17 protein-coding genes are annotated in these 17,561 nt (G+C 38.4%); 12 read left to right on the top strand and 5 right to left on the bottom strand.

The window, feature by feature from the left end; all coding sequences use genetic code 11:
- Nucleotides 1-68 precede the first annotated feature (68 nt).
- Entirely contained in the window at nucleotides 69-761 is a 693-nt protein-coding gene (locus V7164_RS15130) for an AIM24 family protein (protein WP_335345413.1), read from the top strand.
- Nucleotides 762-803: 42 nt separating this feature from the next.
- On the opposite strand, the gene metA is transcribed toward V7164_RS15130, so the two are convergent.
- Nucleotides 804-1,712 carry a homoserine O-acetyltransferase MetA gene (gene metA / locus V7164_RS15125; protein ID WP_335345414.1) on the bottom strand — a complete coding sequence of 303 codons (909 nt, stop codon included), beginning with the start codon at nucleotides 1,710-1,712 and terminating at the stop codon, nucleotides 804-806.
- Between the two features lie 187 nt (nucleotides 1,713-1,899).
- Between metA and V7164_RS15120 the strand changes: the two genes are divergently transcribed.
- From V7164_RS15120 to V7164_RS15105, 4 genes are all read left to right on the top strand, one after another.
- The gene (locus V7164_RS15120) at nucleotides 1,900-3,588 is read left to right on the top strand and encodes a formate--tetrahydrofolate ligase (protein ID WP_335345415.1); all 1,689 of its coding nucleotides are present in this window, start codon (nucleotides 1,900-1,902) and stop codon (nucleotides 3,586-3,588) included.
- A gap of 11 nt (nucleotides 3,589-3,599) precedes the next feature.
- On the top strand, nucleotides 3,600-4,127 hold the full coding sequence (locus tag V7164_RS15115) for a hypothetical protein (RefSeq protein ID WP_335345416.1): 528 nt from the start codon (nucleotides 3,600-3,602) through the stop codon (nucleotides 4,125-4,127).
- A 307-nt stretch (nucleotides 4,128-4,434) separates the two neighbouring features.
- Nucleotides 4,435-5,313 (top strand): amidohydrolase family protein, encoded by an 879-nt coding sequence (locus tag V7164_RS15110; protein ID WP_335354499.1) that lies wholly within the window; start codon nucleotides 4,435-4,437, stop codon nucleotides 5,311-5,313.
- A gap of 93 nt (nucleotides 5,314-5,406) precedes the next feature.
- Nucleotides 5,407-6,252 carry a DegV family protein gene (locus V7164_RS15105; protein WP_335345424.1) on the top strand — a complete coding sequence of 282 codons (846 nt, stop codon included), beginning with the start codon at nucleotides 5,407-5,409 and terminating at the stop codon, nucleotides 6,250-6,252.
- Between the two features lie 70 nt (nucleotides 6,253-6,322).
- Here the strand turns inward: V7164_RS15105 and V7164_RS15100 are convergent, their stop codons facing one another.
- From V7164_RS15100 to cysK, 4 genes are all read right to left on the bottom strand, one after another.
- Nucleotides 6,323-7,327: an aliphatic sulfonate ABC transporter substrate-binding protein gene (locus tag V7164_RS15100; protein ID WP_335354498.1), complete on the bottom strand. Its 1,005-nt coding sequence runs from the start codon at nucleotides 7,325-7,327 to the stop codon at nucleotides 6,323-6,325.
- An 18-nt stretch (nucleotides 7,328-7,345) separates the two neighbouring features.
- Nucleotides 7,346-8,098, bottom strand: coding sequence for an ABC transporter permease (locus V7164_RS15095; protein ID WP_335345419.1), 753 nt, complete (start codon nucleotides 8,096-8,098; stop codon nucleotides 7,346-7,348).
- Nucleotides 8,031-8,873 carry an ABC transporter ATP-binding protein gene (locus V7164_RS15090; protein ID WP_335354497.1) on the bottom strand — a complete coding sequence of 281 codons (843 nt, stop codon included), beginning with the start codon at nucleotides 8,871-8,873 and terminating at the stop codon, nucleotides 8,031-8,033. The genes V7164_RS15095 and V7164_RS15090 overlap by 68 nt, the downstream gene beginning before the upstream one ends.
- An 88-nt stretch (nucleotides 8,874-8,961) precedes the next feature.
- Nucleotides 8,962-9,891: a cysteine synthase A gene (gene cysK, locus V7164_RS15085; RefSeq protein ID WP_335345421.1), complete on the bottom strand. Its 930-nt coding sequence runs from the start codon at nucleotides 9,889-9,891 to the stop codon at nucleotides 8,962-8,964.
- Nucleotides 9,892-10,096: 205 nt separating this feature from the next.
- Between cysK and V7164_RS15080 the strand changes: the two genes are divergently transcribed.
- The 7 genes from V7164_RS15080 to V7164_RS15050 all read left to right on the top strand — a co-directional run bounded on the left by V7164_RS15080 (nucleotide 10,097) and on the right by V7164_RS15050 (nucleotide 17,398).
- Nucleotides 10,097-10,741 carry an HD domain-containing protein gene (locus tag V7164_RS15080; protein WP_335345422.1) on the top strand — a complete coding sequence of 215 codons (645 nt, stop codon included), beginning with the start codon at nucleotides 10,097-10,099 and terminating at the stop codon, nucleotides 10,739-10,741.
- Nucleotides 10,738-12,615, top strand: a complete 1,878-nt coding sequence (locus V7164_RS15075) for an ABC-F family ATP-binding cassette domain-containing protein (RefSeq protein ID WP_335354496.1) — start codon at nucleotides 10,738-10,740, stop codon at nucleotides 12,613-12,615. Before V7164_RS15080 ends, V7164_RS15075 begins: the two co-directional genes overlap by 4 nt.
- Nucleotides 12,616-12,734: 119 nt before the next feature.
- Complete coding sequence (locus V7164_RS15070) at nucleotides 12,735-13,862, top strand: conserved virulence factor C family protein (protein ID WP_335354495.1); 1,128 nt, start codon at nucleotides 12,735-12,737, stop codon at nucleotides 13,860-13,862.
- A gap of 94 nt (nucleotides 13,863-13,956) precedes the next feature.
- A complete protein-coding gene (locus V7164_RS15065) occupies nucleotides 13,957-14,391 on the top strand; it encodes a BrxA/BrxB family bacilliredoxin (RefSeq protein WP_335346302.1) in 435 nt (144 codons plus the stop codon).
- 60 nt (nucleotides 14,392-14,451) lie between these two features.
- Nucleotides 14,452-15,228, top strand: coding sequence for a class I SAM-dependent methyltransferase (locus V7164_RS15060; protein WP_335354494.1), 777 nt, complete (start codon nucleotides 14,452-14,454; stop codon nucleotides 15,226-15,228).
- A 363-nt stretch (nucleotides 15,229-15,591) separates the two neighbouring features.
- Complete coding sequence (locus V7164_RS15055; protein WP_335354510.1) at nucleotides 15,592-16,770, top strand: LL-diaminopimelate aminotransferase; 1,179 nt, start codon at nucleotides 15,592-15,594, stop codon at nucleotides 16,768-16,770.
- Nucleotides 16,771-16,792: 22 nt separating this feature from the next.
- Nucleotides 16,793-17,398: a YpjP family protein gene (locus tag V7164_RS15050; RefSeq protein ID WP_335346300.1), complete on the top strand. Its 606-nt coding sequence runs from the start codon at nucleotides 16,793-16,795 to the stop codon at nucleotides 17,396-17,398.
- Nucleotides 17,399-17,561 lie beyond the last annotated feature (163 nt).

The raw sequence follows: 17,561 nt of genomic DNA, 5'->3' as shown, positions 1-17,561 counted from the left end.
AGGCAGTCCCTTTCATTTATGTGGGTTTTTATGTTAGAAAATGGTAAGAAAGATTAGGGGGAAGACAAATGAGCCGTTATTCTATTAATGATTTTGTAAAGTCAACTCAGCAGCAGGATAAAGAGGAAGGGTTATTTGAACTTGAAACACCAAGAATATTAGAAATTAATTTAAATAACCAAATATGGGCAAAAACTGGAGCTATGATATCTTACCGCGGCAATATTAAATTTGAGCGGGAGGGCATTCTTGAACATGGGATTGGAAAAATGTTTAAAAAGGCATTAACTGGTGAAGGCACTTCCTTAATGAAAGCGACAGGGAATGGAAAATTATATTTAGCCGATCAAGGGAAAAAAATCTCTATCCTTCATTTACAGGGAGATTCTATTTTCGTGAACGGAAATGATTTACTTGCGTTTGAGCCATCGGTCAAATGGGATATTAAGTTAATGAGGCGAGTGGCCGGGATGCTTTCAGGCGGGCTTTTCAATGTTCGTCTAGAAGGGGCTGGGATGGTTGCCATCACCTCGCATTATGAGCCGTTAACCTTGCTCGTTACTCCTGATAATCCTGTTTTTACAGATCCGAATGCAACCGTTGCCTGGTCAGGGACGTTGCAGCCTGAATTTGTGACTGATATTTCTTTCAAAACCTTCCTTGGAAGAGGAAGTGGCGAATCCATTCAAATGAAATTTTCAGGCAATGGGTTTGTTGTCGTTCAGCCGTTTGAGGAGGTTTACTATTCACAGCAATCATAGAAAAGCGGAGGCACCCCTAGGGGGCGCTCCCGCTTTTCTATTTTAATCCCACTCATATGGAGTTTCTTGGTATACATAATAATTTAGCCAATTTGAAAATAATAAATGGGCATGGGAGCGCCATCTATTTAACGGCTGTTTGGATGGGTCATCATTTGGAAAATAATGATCAGGAACATGAATATCCAATCCCTTTTGTACATCTCTGCGGTACTCTTCAGCTAATGTATCCGCTTCGTACTCTAAATGTCCTGTTATCATTATTTGTTTTCCATTATTCGTACTCAAAATAAATGGCCCAGCTTCTTCGGATGTCGAAAGTAACTTTAATGTCGGATGATTTTCAAGTTCTTCTATAAATATATCAGTATATCTAGAATGCGGAGCTAGAAAGGCATCATCAAACCCTCTGAGTAACTTCTCTGAACGATCATGGACTTGATGTGAGTAAACACCAGAACATTTGCCTGAAAGCTCATATTTCTGTATACCGAAATGATGGAATAATGCAGCTTGGGCACCCCAGCAAATATGTAAGGTGGAGGTTACATGGCTCTTCGTCCAATCCATAATTTCAGATAACTCTTCCCAATAATCCACTTTTTCAAATGGAAGCAATTCAATTGGAGCACCTGTAATGATCATGCCATCGAACTTGCGGTGCTTTATGTCAGAAAAGGTAGTATAAAACTGCTCGAGATGCAATGGGCTTGTGTTCTTTGATTCATGTGTAGCTGTCCTCAGAAAAGAAATATTCACTTGTAATGGTGTATTTCCTAAAAGCCTTAATAGCTGCGTTTCTGTTTTTTCCTTCTCAGGCATTAAATTTAAAATGAGTATATTTAAAGGTCGAATATCCTGCATGAGAGCACGATCATCATCCATAACGAATATATTTTCTTCTTCTAAAATTTCTCTTGCCGGCAAAAGCTTTGGAATCTTAATAGGCAAATCATCATCCCCTTGTTAGAAAATTCAATTAAAATCTATTATAATAATGAAAAACATCTGTAGCAATGATAAAAAAGTTTTATAATAAAAAACTTTTTCAACATACTCTACTTAAAATAAAATAAATGGTACAATGATAAGGTAGTAAACGATTACATAATTGTGATGATGCATAGGGGGATAAAAAATGAATGTTAAACCAATTGTAAAGTCAGACATTGAAATCGCTCAACAATCACCAATGGAACCAATTACAGAAATCGCGAAAAAAATCGGTCTTCAAGAAGATGATTTAGAACTTTTCGGAAAATATAAAGCTAAATTATCAACAGAAGCATTAAAAAAACTCGATACAAACCAAGATGGAAAAATTATTCTTGTTACTTCAATAAATCCAACTCCTGCTGGGGAGGGGAAATCAACTGTTACCGTTGGCCTAGGGGATGCTTTTACTAAAATTGGCAAAAAGGCAATCATTGCGATGCGTGAGCCTTCACTTGGACCGACTATGGGTGTAAAAGGCGGTGCGACAGGAGGAGGCTACTCTCAAGTTCTGCCGATGGAAGATATTAACCTGCACTTCACTGGTGATCTTCATGCCATTACGACTGCCAATAATGCTCTTGCAGCATTCATTGATAATCATCTTCAGCAAGGCAATCAGCTTGGCATTGACCCGCGAAGAATTGTTTGGAAACGAACTCTTGATATGAATGACCGTGCTCTAAGAAAAGTGGTTATCGGATTAGGCGGGCCTGTTCAAGGTGTTCCTCGTGAAGATGGCTTTGATATCACAGTTGCATCAGAAATCATGGCTGTTCTATGCTTATCTACTGATTTGAAAAATCTGAAGGAAAGACTTGGCCGGATGGTCTTTGCATACAACTATGATAAACAGCCTGTAACTGTTGCTGATCTTGGAGTTCAAGGTGCGTTAACAATGCTTCTAAAAGAGGCAGTTAAACCAAACCTAGTACAAACAATTGAACATACTCCTGCTTTTATTCATGGTGGACCATTTGCTAATATTGCCCATGGATGTAATAGTGTACTCGCAACAAAAGCTGCCACAAAACTTGCTGATTATGTCGTTACGGAGGGTGGATTTGGCGCTGATCTTGGTGCTGAGAAATTCCTGCACATTAAATCTAGAAGTGCTGGCATCAAGCCGGAAGCGGTAGTCATCGTAGCAACGATTAGAGCATTAAAAATGCATGGCGGCCTTCCAAAAACAGATCTTGGAAGAGAAGATGTACAAGCTCTTACAAAAGGCTTCGCCAATTTAAAGAAACATATCGAAACAATCGAAAGCTTTGGCCTGCCATTTGTTGTCGCAGTTAATAGATTTATTACAGATACTGAGGATGAAGTTAAGACATTAATGGATCTTTGCAGTCAGGCTAATATCCCTGTGTCATTAACAGAAGTTTGGGAAAAAGGCGGAGAAGGCGGCGTAGACCTTGCAAACAAGGTTCTTGAAGTTATTGAAAAGCAAGAAAACAACTTCGAGCCATTATATGATCTTTCAGATACACTAGAAAATAAAATTCTTACAATTGCACAAAAGGTTTACGGTGCTGAAAAAGTTGAATTTTCATCAAAAGCGAAGAAGCAGCTTAAAGATTTCGAAGGCTTTGGATGGGGCAGCCTGCCAATCTGTATGGCCAAAACTCAGTATTCTCTTTCAGATGATCCAACTAAGCTTGGCCGCCCAACTGGCTTCTCCATTACGATTAGAGAATTAAAGCCATCTGTTGGTGCTGGATTCATTGTCGCACTTACAGGAGATGTAATGACTATGCCAGGATTGCCTAAATTGCCAGCGGCGCTCAAAATGGACGTAGATGAGAATGGCAATGCAATTGGATTATTTTAATAGATATTTAGATGTTTGATCCGACAGCTTTTGAAAATATGAAGGTAGTGATTGAGGGAGCGCTTTATGATCGTGATTTAGCGGGGGACATTATCATTATCGATCGAAATGACTTCATAAATACCGCAAAGCTATCCCGGCGGTATGAATTAACTTTCTCTAACCAACATGATGCTGAACATCTTCATTGTTCCATCATCATGGAAGCTGGGTTAGAAAACTTGGCTGCTGAGCTTTTGCCAGAAGTCCAATCAGATCGATTGTCCGGCTGTCACCTTTTTGTAAAATTCTTAACGATGCATCCGAATGAGCTTAAGATTTTTCAACAGATTGAAAAAGGGCTTAAAGAAATTTGGGGACAGGACAGAACAATAAAGCAGTCTATCATTTGTGATCCGTTCGTAAATAAAGATTGGATCAAGAATGAAACGATCATTAGCTTTAACAGGCTAGTCTCTGAGGATCAAATGGATGATTTAGTGATAATGACGGATTATATGATCGATAGTCTAGATCGATTGCGGACTATAATAAAATGATCTTTTTTATGCTCTGCCTATTCTCAGGCAGAGTTCTTTTTTTGTAAAAAATTCAATATTATCTTTACATTATTAAATTGTGCTAATACGATTATTAAGAATGGGGATTTCGTTTGGACTAGTAGATAGTACCTAGAATAAATTTTCAGGAAAGGTATATGAATAAAGAGGCTTTTCAAGTAAACTATGTGCAGAAGGCAAAATATATAAAGAGATGTAGCTTAGGTTTCTTTGCTAAAAGAAATCTATCAAACTCTATTTTGAGTTAGCTTCATCAAATTGAATTTCAGCTATAGAGGGAGTTAATATGGAAATTATTGATGCACATATTCATTTTTCAGATATTTTATCCTTTCATCAAACAGCAAGAGAGCAATCTTTTGTTGATTATTCATATAATGGCTATGTAGAAGAATTTAATAAAGCTAATGTCGTCCTTAGTATTGCGATGGGGGTAACTGAAACACCTGAAATGGGTTTTCCTGATTATCACGCGCAAACGCCAATGGGACTTGATCTAGCAAGGTCTCTTCCGGATCAAATTGTCTATTGTCCAGGAATTAACCCATATGATCTGAATGAAGAGGCTTTACTGAGACTTGAGTTAGAGATTCAGAAGCCAAATGTTGTTGGGATGAAAATTTATTTAGGCTACTATCCTTTTTATGCGTATGATGAAGTGTATGAGCCTGTTTACCGTCTGGCAGAAAAATATCGACTGCCAATTGTATTTCATACTGGCGACACTTATTCGGAAAGAGGGCTGTTAAAATATGCCCATCCTTTAACAATTGATGAAGTTGCTGTAAAGCATCGCAATGTGACGTTTATGATGGCTCATTTTGGTGATCCATGGACATTAACAGGAGCTGAGATCATTTATAAAAATCCAAATGTCTATGCCGATTTATCGGGTCTGCTTGTTGGAACAGAAAAGGAACTTATAAGCAAAAGTGAAGGCAGGTTTTTAGATCATTTAAGACATGCGCTCGTTTTTTCCGATTCCTATCATAAATTGCTGTTTGGGACAGATTGGCCGCTAGTTCCCGTTGGACCATATATAGAATTTATAAAAAAACTGATTCCAGAAGAGCATCATGAGGACGTTTTTTATAATACAGCAATAAAGGTTTTCCCAAAAATTAAACCATTTTTACTGCAATCAAGTTTGGCTCGGAAAGTCTGATTTTGACTAAAACCATCATTTTTGTGAAGGGGCTGGTGATTTAGCCAACCTCTTTCACCTGTTTTACATAAATTTCAATAAGGGGGAAAAATGTTGACTAAAATAGCATGGGTTACTGACAGTACTGCATATTTAGAAGAGCAGCTGCTTAATCATCCAGATGTTTATACGATACCGGTTACAATTTTATTGGATGAAGAAGAGTTTTTGGAGGTGGATTTAACGCCTTCACAGTTATATGAACGTTTAAAAACATTAAAAAATCCGCCAAAAACATCACAGCCTTCAATTGGCGCATTTAAAGATTTATATGAAAAGCTTGGCGAAAAGTATGATGTTATTTTCTCTGTTCATATTTCCAGCAAATTGAGCGGGACCGCTTCTTCAAGTGAACAGGCTGCACAGCTTGTTGATGCAAACGTCATAACAATTGATTCGAAGATCCTTACTTACCCATTAACCCGCATTGTGAAAAAGGGAATTGAATTATCCGAGTTGGGAATAGAGCCAGCAGAAATCAAATCAAACTTAGAGAAGTTACGTGAAACGAATGAGACTTATGTACGAATCGGCAGTCTCGAACAGCTTCATCGAAGCGGCAGAATGTCCGGAGTGCAATTTTTTCTTGGAAGTATGCTGAATATTATTCCAATCATTGCAATCATTGATGGGGCACTAAGTACAAATGAAAAGGTTAGAAGTGACAAAAAAGCGAAGGATAAAATGATTCAGCTGCTTAGAAAAGCCCATCAGCAAAAACCAATAAAAGAAGCTTACATCTTGTATGGATTACATGAATCAGAAGCGTTAAAGTGGAAGGATGAACTTATTGTGGAGTTTCCTGAAATTGCGTTTCAGCCATATCCGCTTGGAGCAGCCATTGGTGTACATGCGGGGGAGAATACGCTTGGTATTAGCTGGTTTAATGGATTAGAATAAAAATTTATTATAAAAAAAGCTGTCCAAGAGAAGATGTAAATTTCTATTAAGGACAGCTTTTTTATTTCTATTAATTTCCTAAATCTTGAAGATGTTTTAGATTAATCAGCCCATCAATATTGTTACTCGGAATATAGCCAGCTTCTTTACTAATATCGGCCATTTCTTGAATTACCTGTTCGTTCACATTTGTCGTTACTTGCAGTCTATTAAAAGCTGCAGTTGTCTCTTCCTTATTAATTTCTTTTCCTGTTAAATCTTTAATATGCTTGATAACCAGTTCTTTAGCTTTTTCTGGGTTCTCTTGAATAAAGGCAACCGCTTTTTTATGCGCAGTTAAATATGCTTGAACAAGCTCTTTATTTTCTAAGAATTCGTCAGTTGCTGCGACTACTGTATTTGTTGATTCTTTGCCCCAAGCAAACTGGTCCCAGTCAAGCAAAAGCTTTCCATTTGCCTGCGTTTCTAGAAAATAACCCCACGGTTCTTGAGTGGCAGCCGCATCTACAGAATTTTGGACGAAAAGTGTAGCTGTATCTGCTGGAGCAGCTGCAAATAGTTCAACAGTTCCGCCGTTCGTTGTTGTATTTAAGTTCACATCCTGCAAGGCTTTCCTTAACATAACATCCTGAGTGCTTCCGATAACTGGAATGGCGACTCTTTTTCCATCAAGGTCTGAAAGCTTTTCGATTTGGCTTCCTTCATTGGCGACAAGCACCGCTCCGCCATTTACTGCCCCAGATATTATATGGAATTTAGGGTTTTTTACATAGAAGTTCAGCAGAGGACCAGGACCGACCGTTCCCACATCGATTGCTTTCGTTGTCATGGCTTCCATAAATAAACCGCCATTACTAACTGTTTTCGTTTCAATTTTGATATTCTCTCCAAATTCATCTTTAAAATAATTATTTTCAAGCGCAACGATTGTAGCGATATGGGTCAAGTTAGGGAAATACCCGATTTTGACCGTTTGTTCCTGGGCTTGATTACTAGCTTCTTTACCATTTTGTGTGCAAGCACTTAGAAGACCGATTAATAAAAAAGCACTGACAGCGATTAATAACTTTTTCAACTCATTCCAACTCCCTTGTTAATTCATTCCCCATTTTGTTTGAACAGATCGTTCCAGTCGGACAAAAACAATGTTATCCATGATTGTTCCTATGATGGCAATCACGATCATTACGGATATAACAAGATCCATTTGTCCGAGGGATCTTCCTGTTTCTAAAAGTTTTCCAAGTCCACCGCCTGCTCCAAGCAATTCACCAGCCATTAATGCTCTCCACGAAAAAGCCCATGCAATTCGGAGACCTGATAGTAATTGCGGAACAGAAGCAGGCATGATGACCGTCCGAATAAAATGAAAGCCAGTGGAACCAAATGTCCTTGCAACACGCTGATACAGCTTTGGCACATTTTTAAATCCGCTCGTGGCACTGATTGTCATTGTCCACGTAGCACCAATCGTGACGATAAAAAGAATGGCAAAATCATTCAGTCCAAACCAGATAATCGCCAGCGGAAACCACACGATGCTTGGGATTGACTGGAGTGCCGTCACTAAGAAGCCAAGTGTATCTTCAACGAATTTATACTTCCAAATTAAATAACCCATGAATGTGCCTAAAATTATGGCAATCAAGAAACCAATTAAAATTCTGCTTAAGCTAACGCCAATGGCTACTGTTATTTGACCGTTTACAATCCCATTGAACATTGTTTCGAATATTTGCGATAGCGGCGGAAACATAAATGCGGGGAGACCTGAAAATCTAGATGTGATTTCCCAAATCGCCGCTATGATCACGATGAAGCCGATCCGCCTTAAAGCTGTAGTCATCACCCATTTCCTCCTTCAGCACTTTTTCTATTTCCTCTTCTAAAATCGATAAGATTCTTTGTTCGGAATGAAGTGTAACACTGTCTGGCATGACTCCATCTTTAGCCGACTGAACAGTAATGATTTCTTTTACTTTTCCCGGACGAGTGGCAAACACAATGACTTTTTCCGAAAGTAACACAGCTTCACGAATATTATGAGTGATAAAAAGAATCGTCACTTTTGTTTTACGCCAAATGTCAAGCAGCTCCTTGTGAAGGACCATCCTCGTTTGTTCATCAAGCGCCGAAAATGGTTCATCCATAAGTAAAATATCTGGCTCCATCACAAGTGCGCGTGCAATGGCAACTCTTTGCTTCATCCCGCCGGAAAGCTGATGGGGATAGGAATCGGTATAGCGGCTCAAATGAACCATTTTTAATATTTCAAGTGCCTTCGCTTCAGCTTGTTTTTTCGGGATTTTTTTTAGAAGTAAGCCGTAAGTTACATTTTCGAGTACGGTCAGCCATGGAAATAATCCAGCCTCTTGAAAAACAACTACTCTATCAGGTCCTGGATGAGTTACCCCTTTCCCATCCATCTTGATTTCGCCTTCATCAGCTTTTTCCAGCCCTGCAATCAAATAAAGCAATGTTGATTTACCACAGCCAGAAGGACCTACAATAGAAATAAAACTTCCTTTTTCAATGTTTAAATTGATGTTATCTAAAACTTTGATTCTATTATTCTTTTCGTTATTAAAACTTTTACTAATGCGATCGATAGTTAAGTACATGTTTTCACCTCAACTTAATCATAATTATTCATATGAAATTAATCAGATATAGGTGTAAAGAAAACAGGATGAACAGACCATCCCGTTATTAATATTCAAAAAGATCACTTGATAAATATCTTTCACCAGTATCAGGAGCGATACAAACGACAGTATCTGACGGCGTTAATCTTTCTGCCACTTTAAGGGCAGAAAATACCGACGCACCACCAGAGGGACCTAGTAAAATTCCTTCTAGGGCTGCAAGCTTTCTTACAGTTTCATATGCTTCTTCATCTTTTATCTGAAAAATTTCATCGTACACAGACGTATTTAAAATAGGAGGTACGAAGCCTGGGCTCGTGCCAACTAGCTTATGTTTACCAGGCTCTCCGCCTGACAATACTGGAGAACCTGCGGGCTCCACAACATGTACAGTTATCGAAGGGTCATATTTTTTTAATTCCTCACCTGTACCTGTAATCGTTCCACCCGTCCCCGAAGTTCCAACAAACGCAGCCAGCTTCTTCCCGTTTTCTTCCATAGCCTCAATGATTTCTATGGCTGTAGTAATTCGGTGAATATTAGGGTTTGCTTCGTTTTCAAACTGCATAGGGACAAAGCTGTTTTTCGTTCCAGCTGCAATTTCCCTAGCTTTATTTATAGCCCCGGGCATTTTTTCATCACTAGGTGTAAGCACTACTTCTGCTCCGTATGCTTTTAATATATTTATTCTTTCCGCCGTAGCTGAATCGGGCATAACAATAATTGCTCGATACCCTCTAGCAGCCGCATTCATAGCAATGCCAATCCCTGTATTACCGGAAGTCGGTTCGATTATCGTTGCACCGCTTTTTAAGAGTCCAGCATTTTCCGCTTCAACAATCATATTATAAGCAGCCCGATCTTTCACGCTTCGGCTTGGATTAAAGTACTCGAGTTTCACATAAACCTCTGCTCCATCTTTGGAAGGCAGTCTATTTAATCTAACTAATGGGGTTTCACCAATTAATTCAGCTATATTATTTACAACCTTCATCGTCTCACCTGCATTCATTTTTTGAAAATTATCATTTTTATATATATTACCAGATTAATATCGCATTAACCATACCTTTTTACTAAGGATTATACAAAACATTAAATTTTATAGTTTGGTTGTCATGCAGGCTACGTAATTTTTTTAACTATCCTCTTCCTTCATGGTAAAATGGTTCTTGATGATAAGTGAAGGTGGAGTTGTTATGGAAGCCGTATTACAAAAAACAGAAAGCTTTGTACGAGATCTTCTTGGTGAAGATTGTACAGGTCATGATTGGTTTCATATTGAACGAGTTCGCAGAAATGCTTTATATATATGTGAAAAGGAAAACAAAGGCGACCCATTTATTATTGAAATGGCTGCCTTGCTGCATGACGTTCCTGATGAGAAACTGAACTCTTCTAAAGAAGAAGGGGAGAGAAAGTTATTTAATTTTCTTGAAGCACTTGAACTTGAACAAAAAGTCCGAGATCAAATCATCGAGATTATTGGTTCCATTTCTTTTAAAGGCGGAAAAAAATCCGTATTAACAAGCATCGAGGCTAAAATTGTGCAGGATGCTGACAGATTAGATGCGATCGGTGCGATTGGAATTGCGAGAACCTTTGCTTTCGGAGGGAAGAAGGGCCAGCCCATTTATTCCCCTGATTTTCAAATAAGAGAGGCGATGACAGAAGAGGAATATCGCAAAGGAAAGTCATCCTCTATTCACCATTTTTACGAAAAGCTGTTAAAGCTGAAGGACTTGCTGAACACTGATACTGCAAAGGAAATAGCTGAAAAACGCCATCAATTGATGGAAAATTATCTTGAAGAATTTTTTAATGAATGGAATGGTCAATCATGAAAATGATTTCAGTCGAAAATATTACAAAAACATATGGGGAGAAGGAGCTATTTAACGATATCTCATTCACAATTTCAGAAAAAGACAGAGTTGGTTTAATCGGTGTTAATGGTACAGGGAAGTCATCCTTGTTAAAAATTGTAGCGGGATTGGATTTGTCGGATTCTGGAGAAATCATGACACCGAAGGATTATACGATCTCTTATTCGGAACAAGAGCCTGATTTGGACCCTCATATGACCGTGTTAGATCAAGTATTTGCGGGTGATGCGCCGGTTCTTATTTTGTTGCGGGAATATGAGCAGGCATTGATCCAAATGAACAAAGACCCTGAAAATCAAGTTTTTCAAGAAAAGCTATTTGAGCTGCAGAAGCGAATGGATGCGTTGAATGCTTGGGATGCAAGCACAAATGCAAAATCGATTTTAACGAAGCTCGGAATTGAAGACTTTAATAAGAAAATCGGGGAGCTTTCTGGTGGACAAAAGAAAAGGGTTGCTCTCGCACAAAGCTTAATTCAATCACCAGATTTGCTTATTCTTGATGAGCCGACAAATCATCTTGATTATGATTCCGTCAAATGGCTTGAAGAATATTTAGGCAGATATCAGGGCGCACTTTTATTAGTTACCCATGATCGTTATTTTCTTGACCGAGTGACGAACAGAATGTTTGAGCTAGAAGGCGGAAAGCTATATAGCTATAAAGGGAATTATGCGGCCTTTTTAGAAGCGAAAGCGATTCGCGAAGAAAATGAGGCAGCAACAATTGATAAACAAAAAAATCTATATAGAAGAGAATTAGAATGGATAAGAAGGGGAGCAAAGGCGCGGACAACGAAGCAAAAGGCGAGAATACAGAGATTTGAAAGCTTAGATAACGAGCTCGCGTCTGTGAAGTCGTCCGAAAAGCTCGACATGTCATTAAGCGGCAGCCGGCTCGGAAAGCAGGTTTTTGAACTGAAATCTGCCTCAAAGAAATATGGAGATCAAGTCATCTTAAATGATTTTGATCTGCTCGTAAAGCCAGGAGACCGGATTGGCATCATCGGAAAAAATGGCTCTGGAAAATCAACGCTTATGAATGTTCTTGCTGGAAAAATCCCGTTAGATTCTGGTGAGGTTATTATCGGCCAGACTGTCAAAATCGCTTATTATACACAGGAAAGCGAAGACATGGATGAAAATAAGCGAATGATTGAATATTTAAAGGAAACAGCAGAAGTTGTTGAAACATCGGATGGGAAGACCATTTCCGCGGCGCAAATGCTGGAAAGATTTTTATTCCCATCCTATACTCACGGAACACCAATTAGAAAACTCTCTGGAGGAGAGAAACGCCGGTTATATTTATTGAAAATATTAATGTCTGAGCCGAATGTATTACTGCTTGATGAACCAACGAATAATTTGGATACACAAACTTTAACGGTCTTAGAGGATTATCTCGAAGATTTTCCTGGTGTAGTCATAACTGTATCACATGATCGCTATTTTCTCGACAAAGTCGCTGATCAGCTTCTCGTCTTAAATGGGAAAGGGCTTATTGGTTCCTTCTACGGAAACTACACGGAATATCTAGAAAAGGAAGCTGAGAAATCCAATATCCAGGAAAAAGCGGCAGCTCCAGTACAGAAGGAAAGAGAAAAACCGAAGAAGAAAAAGCTTAGCTATAATGAGCAAAGAGAATGGGACGGAATTGAAGATGCAATCGCAGGGGTCGAAGCTCGATTAGAAGAAATTGCCGAAGAAATGGCGAACACAGGAAGCGATTTTGAAAAAGCGCAAAAACTTATGGACGAGGAAGCAGAATTAAACGAAAAACTAGAACATTTGATTGAGCGTTGGACATATCTTTCTGAGCTTGTAGACTAATAGTCTATATCGAACACGATAAGTTGGTAGTCGAAGCTTGTAAATGCTGTTTTTTCACCACTTTATGTTAAAATAAATGTAATTAACATGCTGATTATAGTGTAAAGGGTGATTTTGCCGTGAAAATATTGTCAATTGAACCAACTCCAAGTCCAAATACGATGAAGGTTATTTTGGATGAAGAGCTGCCTATGGGGAAAAGCAATAATTATAAAAAGGAAAAGCAAGAAGGTGCTCCAAAAATCATTCAACAGATCCTTATGATTGATGGAGTGAAAGGTGTATATCATGTAGCAGACTTTTTAGCGGTGGAAAGGAATGCCAAATTTGACTGGAAAGAAATTCTTCCTCAAGTTAGAGTGGCATTCGGTGAATCTGCAGAAGCGGAAAAAAATGATGGGCCGAAGACAAATGACCACTTTGGTGAAATCAAAGTATTTGTTCAGAGATATAAAGAGATCCCCATGCAAGTGAAGCTGACAGATGGAACGGAAGAAAGGCGCTTTGGACTGCCGGATGTGTTTATGAATGCTATTTCGGCAGCTCAGTCAAAAGAGGATAACGTTGTATTAGTACGTAAATGGGTGGAAGTTGGAGTACGCTACGGTGAATTTGATCAAGTAGGGAATGAGGTTGTTGAAGAGTTAATGGCAGCCTATCCTGATAGTCGGCTTAATCAATTAGTTGAGCAGGCTAAAAGTCCTGAAAAAAGCAATCAAAAGCTTATTCGCAATCGAATTAAAATGAATCTTAATGATTTAGATGACCAAGATTGGCGCATCCGTTACCAGAAGCTTGAGCAAATGGATGATCCCGAAATTTCTGATTTGCCAGTATTGGAAAAAGCTTTACATGATGAAAAGGCCTCTATTAGAAGATTAGCAACCGTTTATTTAGGAATGATTGAAGATAAACAAGTTCTTCCGCTGCTCTATAAAGCGTTGAAAGACAAAACTGTCACTGTAAGAAGAACCGCAGGTGACTGTCTTTCTGATTTAGGATTTAAAGAAGCCATGCTAGAAATGATGCAAGCCTTAACGGATAGCAGTAAGCTTGTTCGTTGGCGTGCAGCCATGTTTCTGTACGAGGTTGGAGATGAATCAACTCTTCCTGCACTTAAAGCAGCTGAAAATGATCAGGAATTTGAGGTAAGTATGCAAATAAAACTTGCTATCGAAAGAATCGAGCAAGGAGAAGAAGCGAAGGGTTCTGTTTGGAAGCAGATGACGGAAGCCAGAAAGAATTAACTTTATCTTTATCGATCCAGATAATATTTTTGAAATTGAGCATAGGTTATAGTATTCTAACCATATAAAATGACAAACGGGAGATGTGTGAAAAATGTCAATGGCTTATGAAGAATATATGAAACAAATGGTTAAACCAATGAGACAAGAGCTTGTACAGGCGGGTTTCAAAGAATTATTGACAGTTGAAGAGGTTGAACAATTTGTAGAAAACGCAGAAGGAACGACACTTGTCGTTGTCAACTCTGTTTGCGGCTGTGCAGCAGGCCTAGCTCGTCCAGCAGCAACTCAAGCAGTGCTAAGAACGGAGAAAAAACCTGATCATTTAGTAACTGTTTTTGCTGGCCAGGAAAAAGATGCGACTGCGAAAATGAGAGAATACTTCGAAGGATTCGAGCCATCTTCTCCATCAATGGCTTTATTAAAAGGAAAAGAAGTGGTTCATTTTATTCACCGTCATGATATTGAAGATCATTCAATGGAAACAATTATGGAAAATCTTCTTGCTTCATTTGAAGCAAATTGTTAAATACGAATTGACTAGGATGTCTTATGACGTCCTTTTCTTTTTAGATACAGGTGACGTGAGATGATTATAACAACAGCTGGCAGAACAAATGAAGACATGACTACTTACGCAATTAATATAGCAAAAGAATTAGAAAGTAATTACGTTGAGAGAAAAAAGCGTTCTGTTGCGGCTATTCAAAAGATTGAAAAAGATGATTGTATCGTTGTTGGGAAAGAGAGACTTGAGCTTTATCCTATCGGTGAAAAAGACCCTTTCTTTTTTCATCCGAATTCAGCCATGTTCAGAATAAAGAGGATCATGAAAGGAGAACATGATCCTTTTATTGAGGCAGCGTCCATATGTTCAGGGAAAACAGTTCTTGATTGCACATTAGGACTTGCATCAGATAGTATAGTGGCAAGCTTCGTGGCAGGGAAGGAAGGGAAAGTAACGGGAATAGAAGCAAATCCCTTTTTGGCTTATATGGTTAATAAGGGTCTGAAATCTTGGAATGCGGACATACCCATGATGAATGAAGCTATGAAGCAAATAAGGGTAGTAAATATGTTCTCTCTATCCTATCTCGAAAGTCTTCCAGATCATTGCTATGATATCGTTTATTTTGATCCGATGTTTGAAGAGCATATTCTAGAATCTGATGGCATAAAGGCGTTAAGCCGTTTTGCAGTCTACGAGGATATCACCCAGAAATTAATAGATGAAGCTTTAAGAGTCGCAAGGGAACGGGTCGTATTGAAGGATCATTTTCGCAGCTCTAGATTTGAAAGGTTTAAATTTGACGTAAATATAAGAAAATCCTCCAAGTTTCATTTTGGAGTATTGAAAAAAGTTTGATGTACTAAGGAAGGAAATATTTTTACATACTCCCTTCCTTTTTGTTTTGGCATTAATCTGCGATGGCTAAATAAACAAAATACCCTAGCATAATAAAAATAATGAATGTGATAACAAGTGACAAATCCACAGAAATATCCCCTTTCACTGTTATTATTTAAGTTATATGGAATTTTCAGTATACTATACCCGAAAATACTTGCAACTATACAAGCTTTATACTTTTAATATTTTTGCTTTTTTGAAAAATAAATCCATAATTATTATTTTTATTTAAAAGTGAAACCATTTTTCCTTTTTATCGTAAAAGCAAGTATAATAGAATAATAGTATTGATACCGTATAAATAGAGAGGGAACCATGATGAAAATAACAATGGCAGAGAGAATGAATTCTTTTCAGGAAAGTATCTTTTCAGAATTAGCTTATTATAAAAAATTAAAGCTTTCAGAAGGACAGGAAATTGTGGATTTAAGCGTTGGCAGTCCGGATACTCCGCCACCAGCTGTTGTGACGGAAACGATTGCTGAATTAGCGAAAAACCCCAATTTATATGGTTATTCGATGAGAGGGACTGATGATTTTCACGAAGCAGTAACCACCTATTATGACCGACGATTTCGTGTATCGCTTGATCCGAAATCAGAGGTTTCACTTTTAATGGGTTCTCAGGACGGTTTAGTCCATTTTCCAATGGTTCTTTGTAATCCTGGTGATTATGTGCTCGTTCCTGATCCAGGCTATACTGCATATGAAACTGGAGTTAGTATGGCAGGAGCTAAATTATATCCTATGCCGCTAAAAAAGGAAAATCAATTTCTCCCTGATTTTTCCGAAATTCCAGAGGAAATAAGCGAAAAAGCAAAGTTAATGATTTTGAATTTTCCAGGAAATCCTGTTCCAGCAATGGGAACGCAAGCTTTCTTTGAAGCGGCCATTGCTTATGCAAAAAAATACAATATCGTTATTTTGCACGATTTTGCTTATTCTGAGCTTTATTATGATGAACAGCCAATTAGCTTTCTTGCAGTTGACGGAGCGATGGAAGTTGGTATTGAGATGAATTCATTATCAAAAAGCTTTAATATGGCTGGCTGCAGGATTGCTTATGCGGCAGGAAATCCAGAAATTATTACGATGCTTGCTAATTTTAAGTCAAATGTGGATTACGGAGTGTTTTTTCCGATTCAAGCAGCTGCTGCTAAGGCATTAACAGATGAATCTAATTTCCTAAATGATCTGCGAGCGATGTATAAGAATAGAAGAGATGTTCTTGTGAATGGCTTGCGAGAAATTGGCTGGAATGTCAGTGTGCCTAAAGCCTCTATGTTTGTCTGGGCAGAAGTACCTTCATCCTTTTCTTCAAAGGAATTTGCCATCGAACTAATAAATCGTGCAAATGTGGTCGTCACGCCTGGAAATGCATTTGGCTCTTGGGGAGAGGGTTATGTGCGAATTGCACTTGTACAGTCAGAAGAAAGATTACAGGAAGCGGTTCGTAATATTAAGCAGTCAGGGATATTAGAAGCAGTAACGAATTAGTAACGGTAGGGGGGTTTTATCTATGCCTAATTGGCTTCGTAAATCACTCGTTGTCATGGTAACCATTTTAACCTTTGGATTGGTTACACCTTCACAAGCTTTTCTTTATGATGATTCTAATGCAGTAAAAACATCGAAAAAAGATATTTTTGATACTTCTCCGGAAGATAAAAGTGTAATAAATAATCCTGCATTGGCAGATGAACCTGTTGGGTATATTAGTAAAGAGGATTTTATTAGGCAAATGCTCATGAAAGCCGAAGCTCAATCTTATACGAAGTTTGGGGCAAGGATTAAACCAGTCATCGAAAATGAATTCTCTGAAGTAATCCTGCCTAATATTGAAAAAGCTATAATGAATGTTGCTGCACAATACCCTGAAGAAGAGTTAGCCTATTTAACAGTAACTGAGAGCCCAGGTAAAGGTCACTCAGAGAAGATTTTTAATATATCTAGTGAAAAAACAAGCGAAGATGTTATTCGCTTTCATGTTAGGAGAGATCAGCCTCCGCAGCAAGGCTACTGGTTTAACTTTCATTACCATACACATCATGATCAATTTCAAGCACACCATGAGCTTGGGAGTATTTATTGGGATAAAAATACCCCGCCAAAATGGATGAGTTAAATAGTAAAGCGGAAGCGCCTTCGGAACAATCAAAGGACAATTGTTCCTGCGATAAATATTCGCAGAAGCTTTCCTTTGTGCTCACCCCCGACAAGCTAACGCTTTTACTCGTGCGATGATTTTGCTGCCGAAGCATTCCTTGTGGAGCTAGACAGTTCTCAAA

The sequence above is a fragment of the Bacillus sp. JJ1474 genome, assembly GCF_036965225.1.
Taxonomy (GTDB): domain Bacteria; phylum Bacillota; class Bacilli; order Bacillales; family Cytobacillaceae; genus Cytobacillus.
The sequence above is the reverse complement of the archived record's forward strand: the minus strand, read 5'-3'. Positions and strand labels throughout refer to the sequence as shown.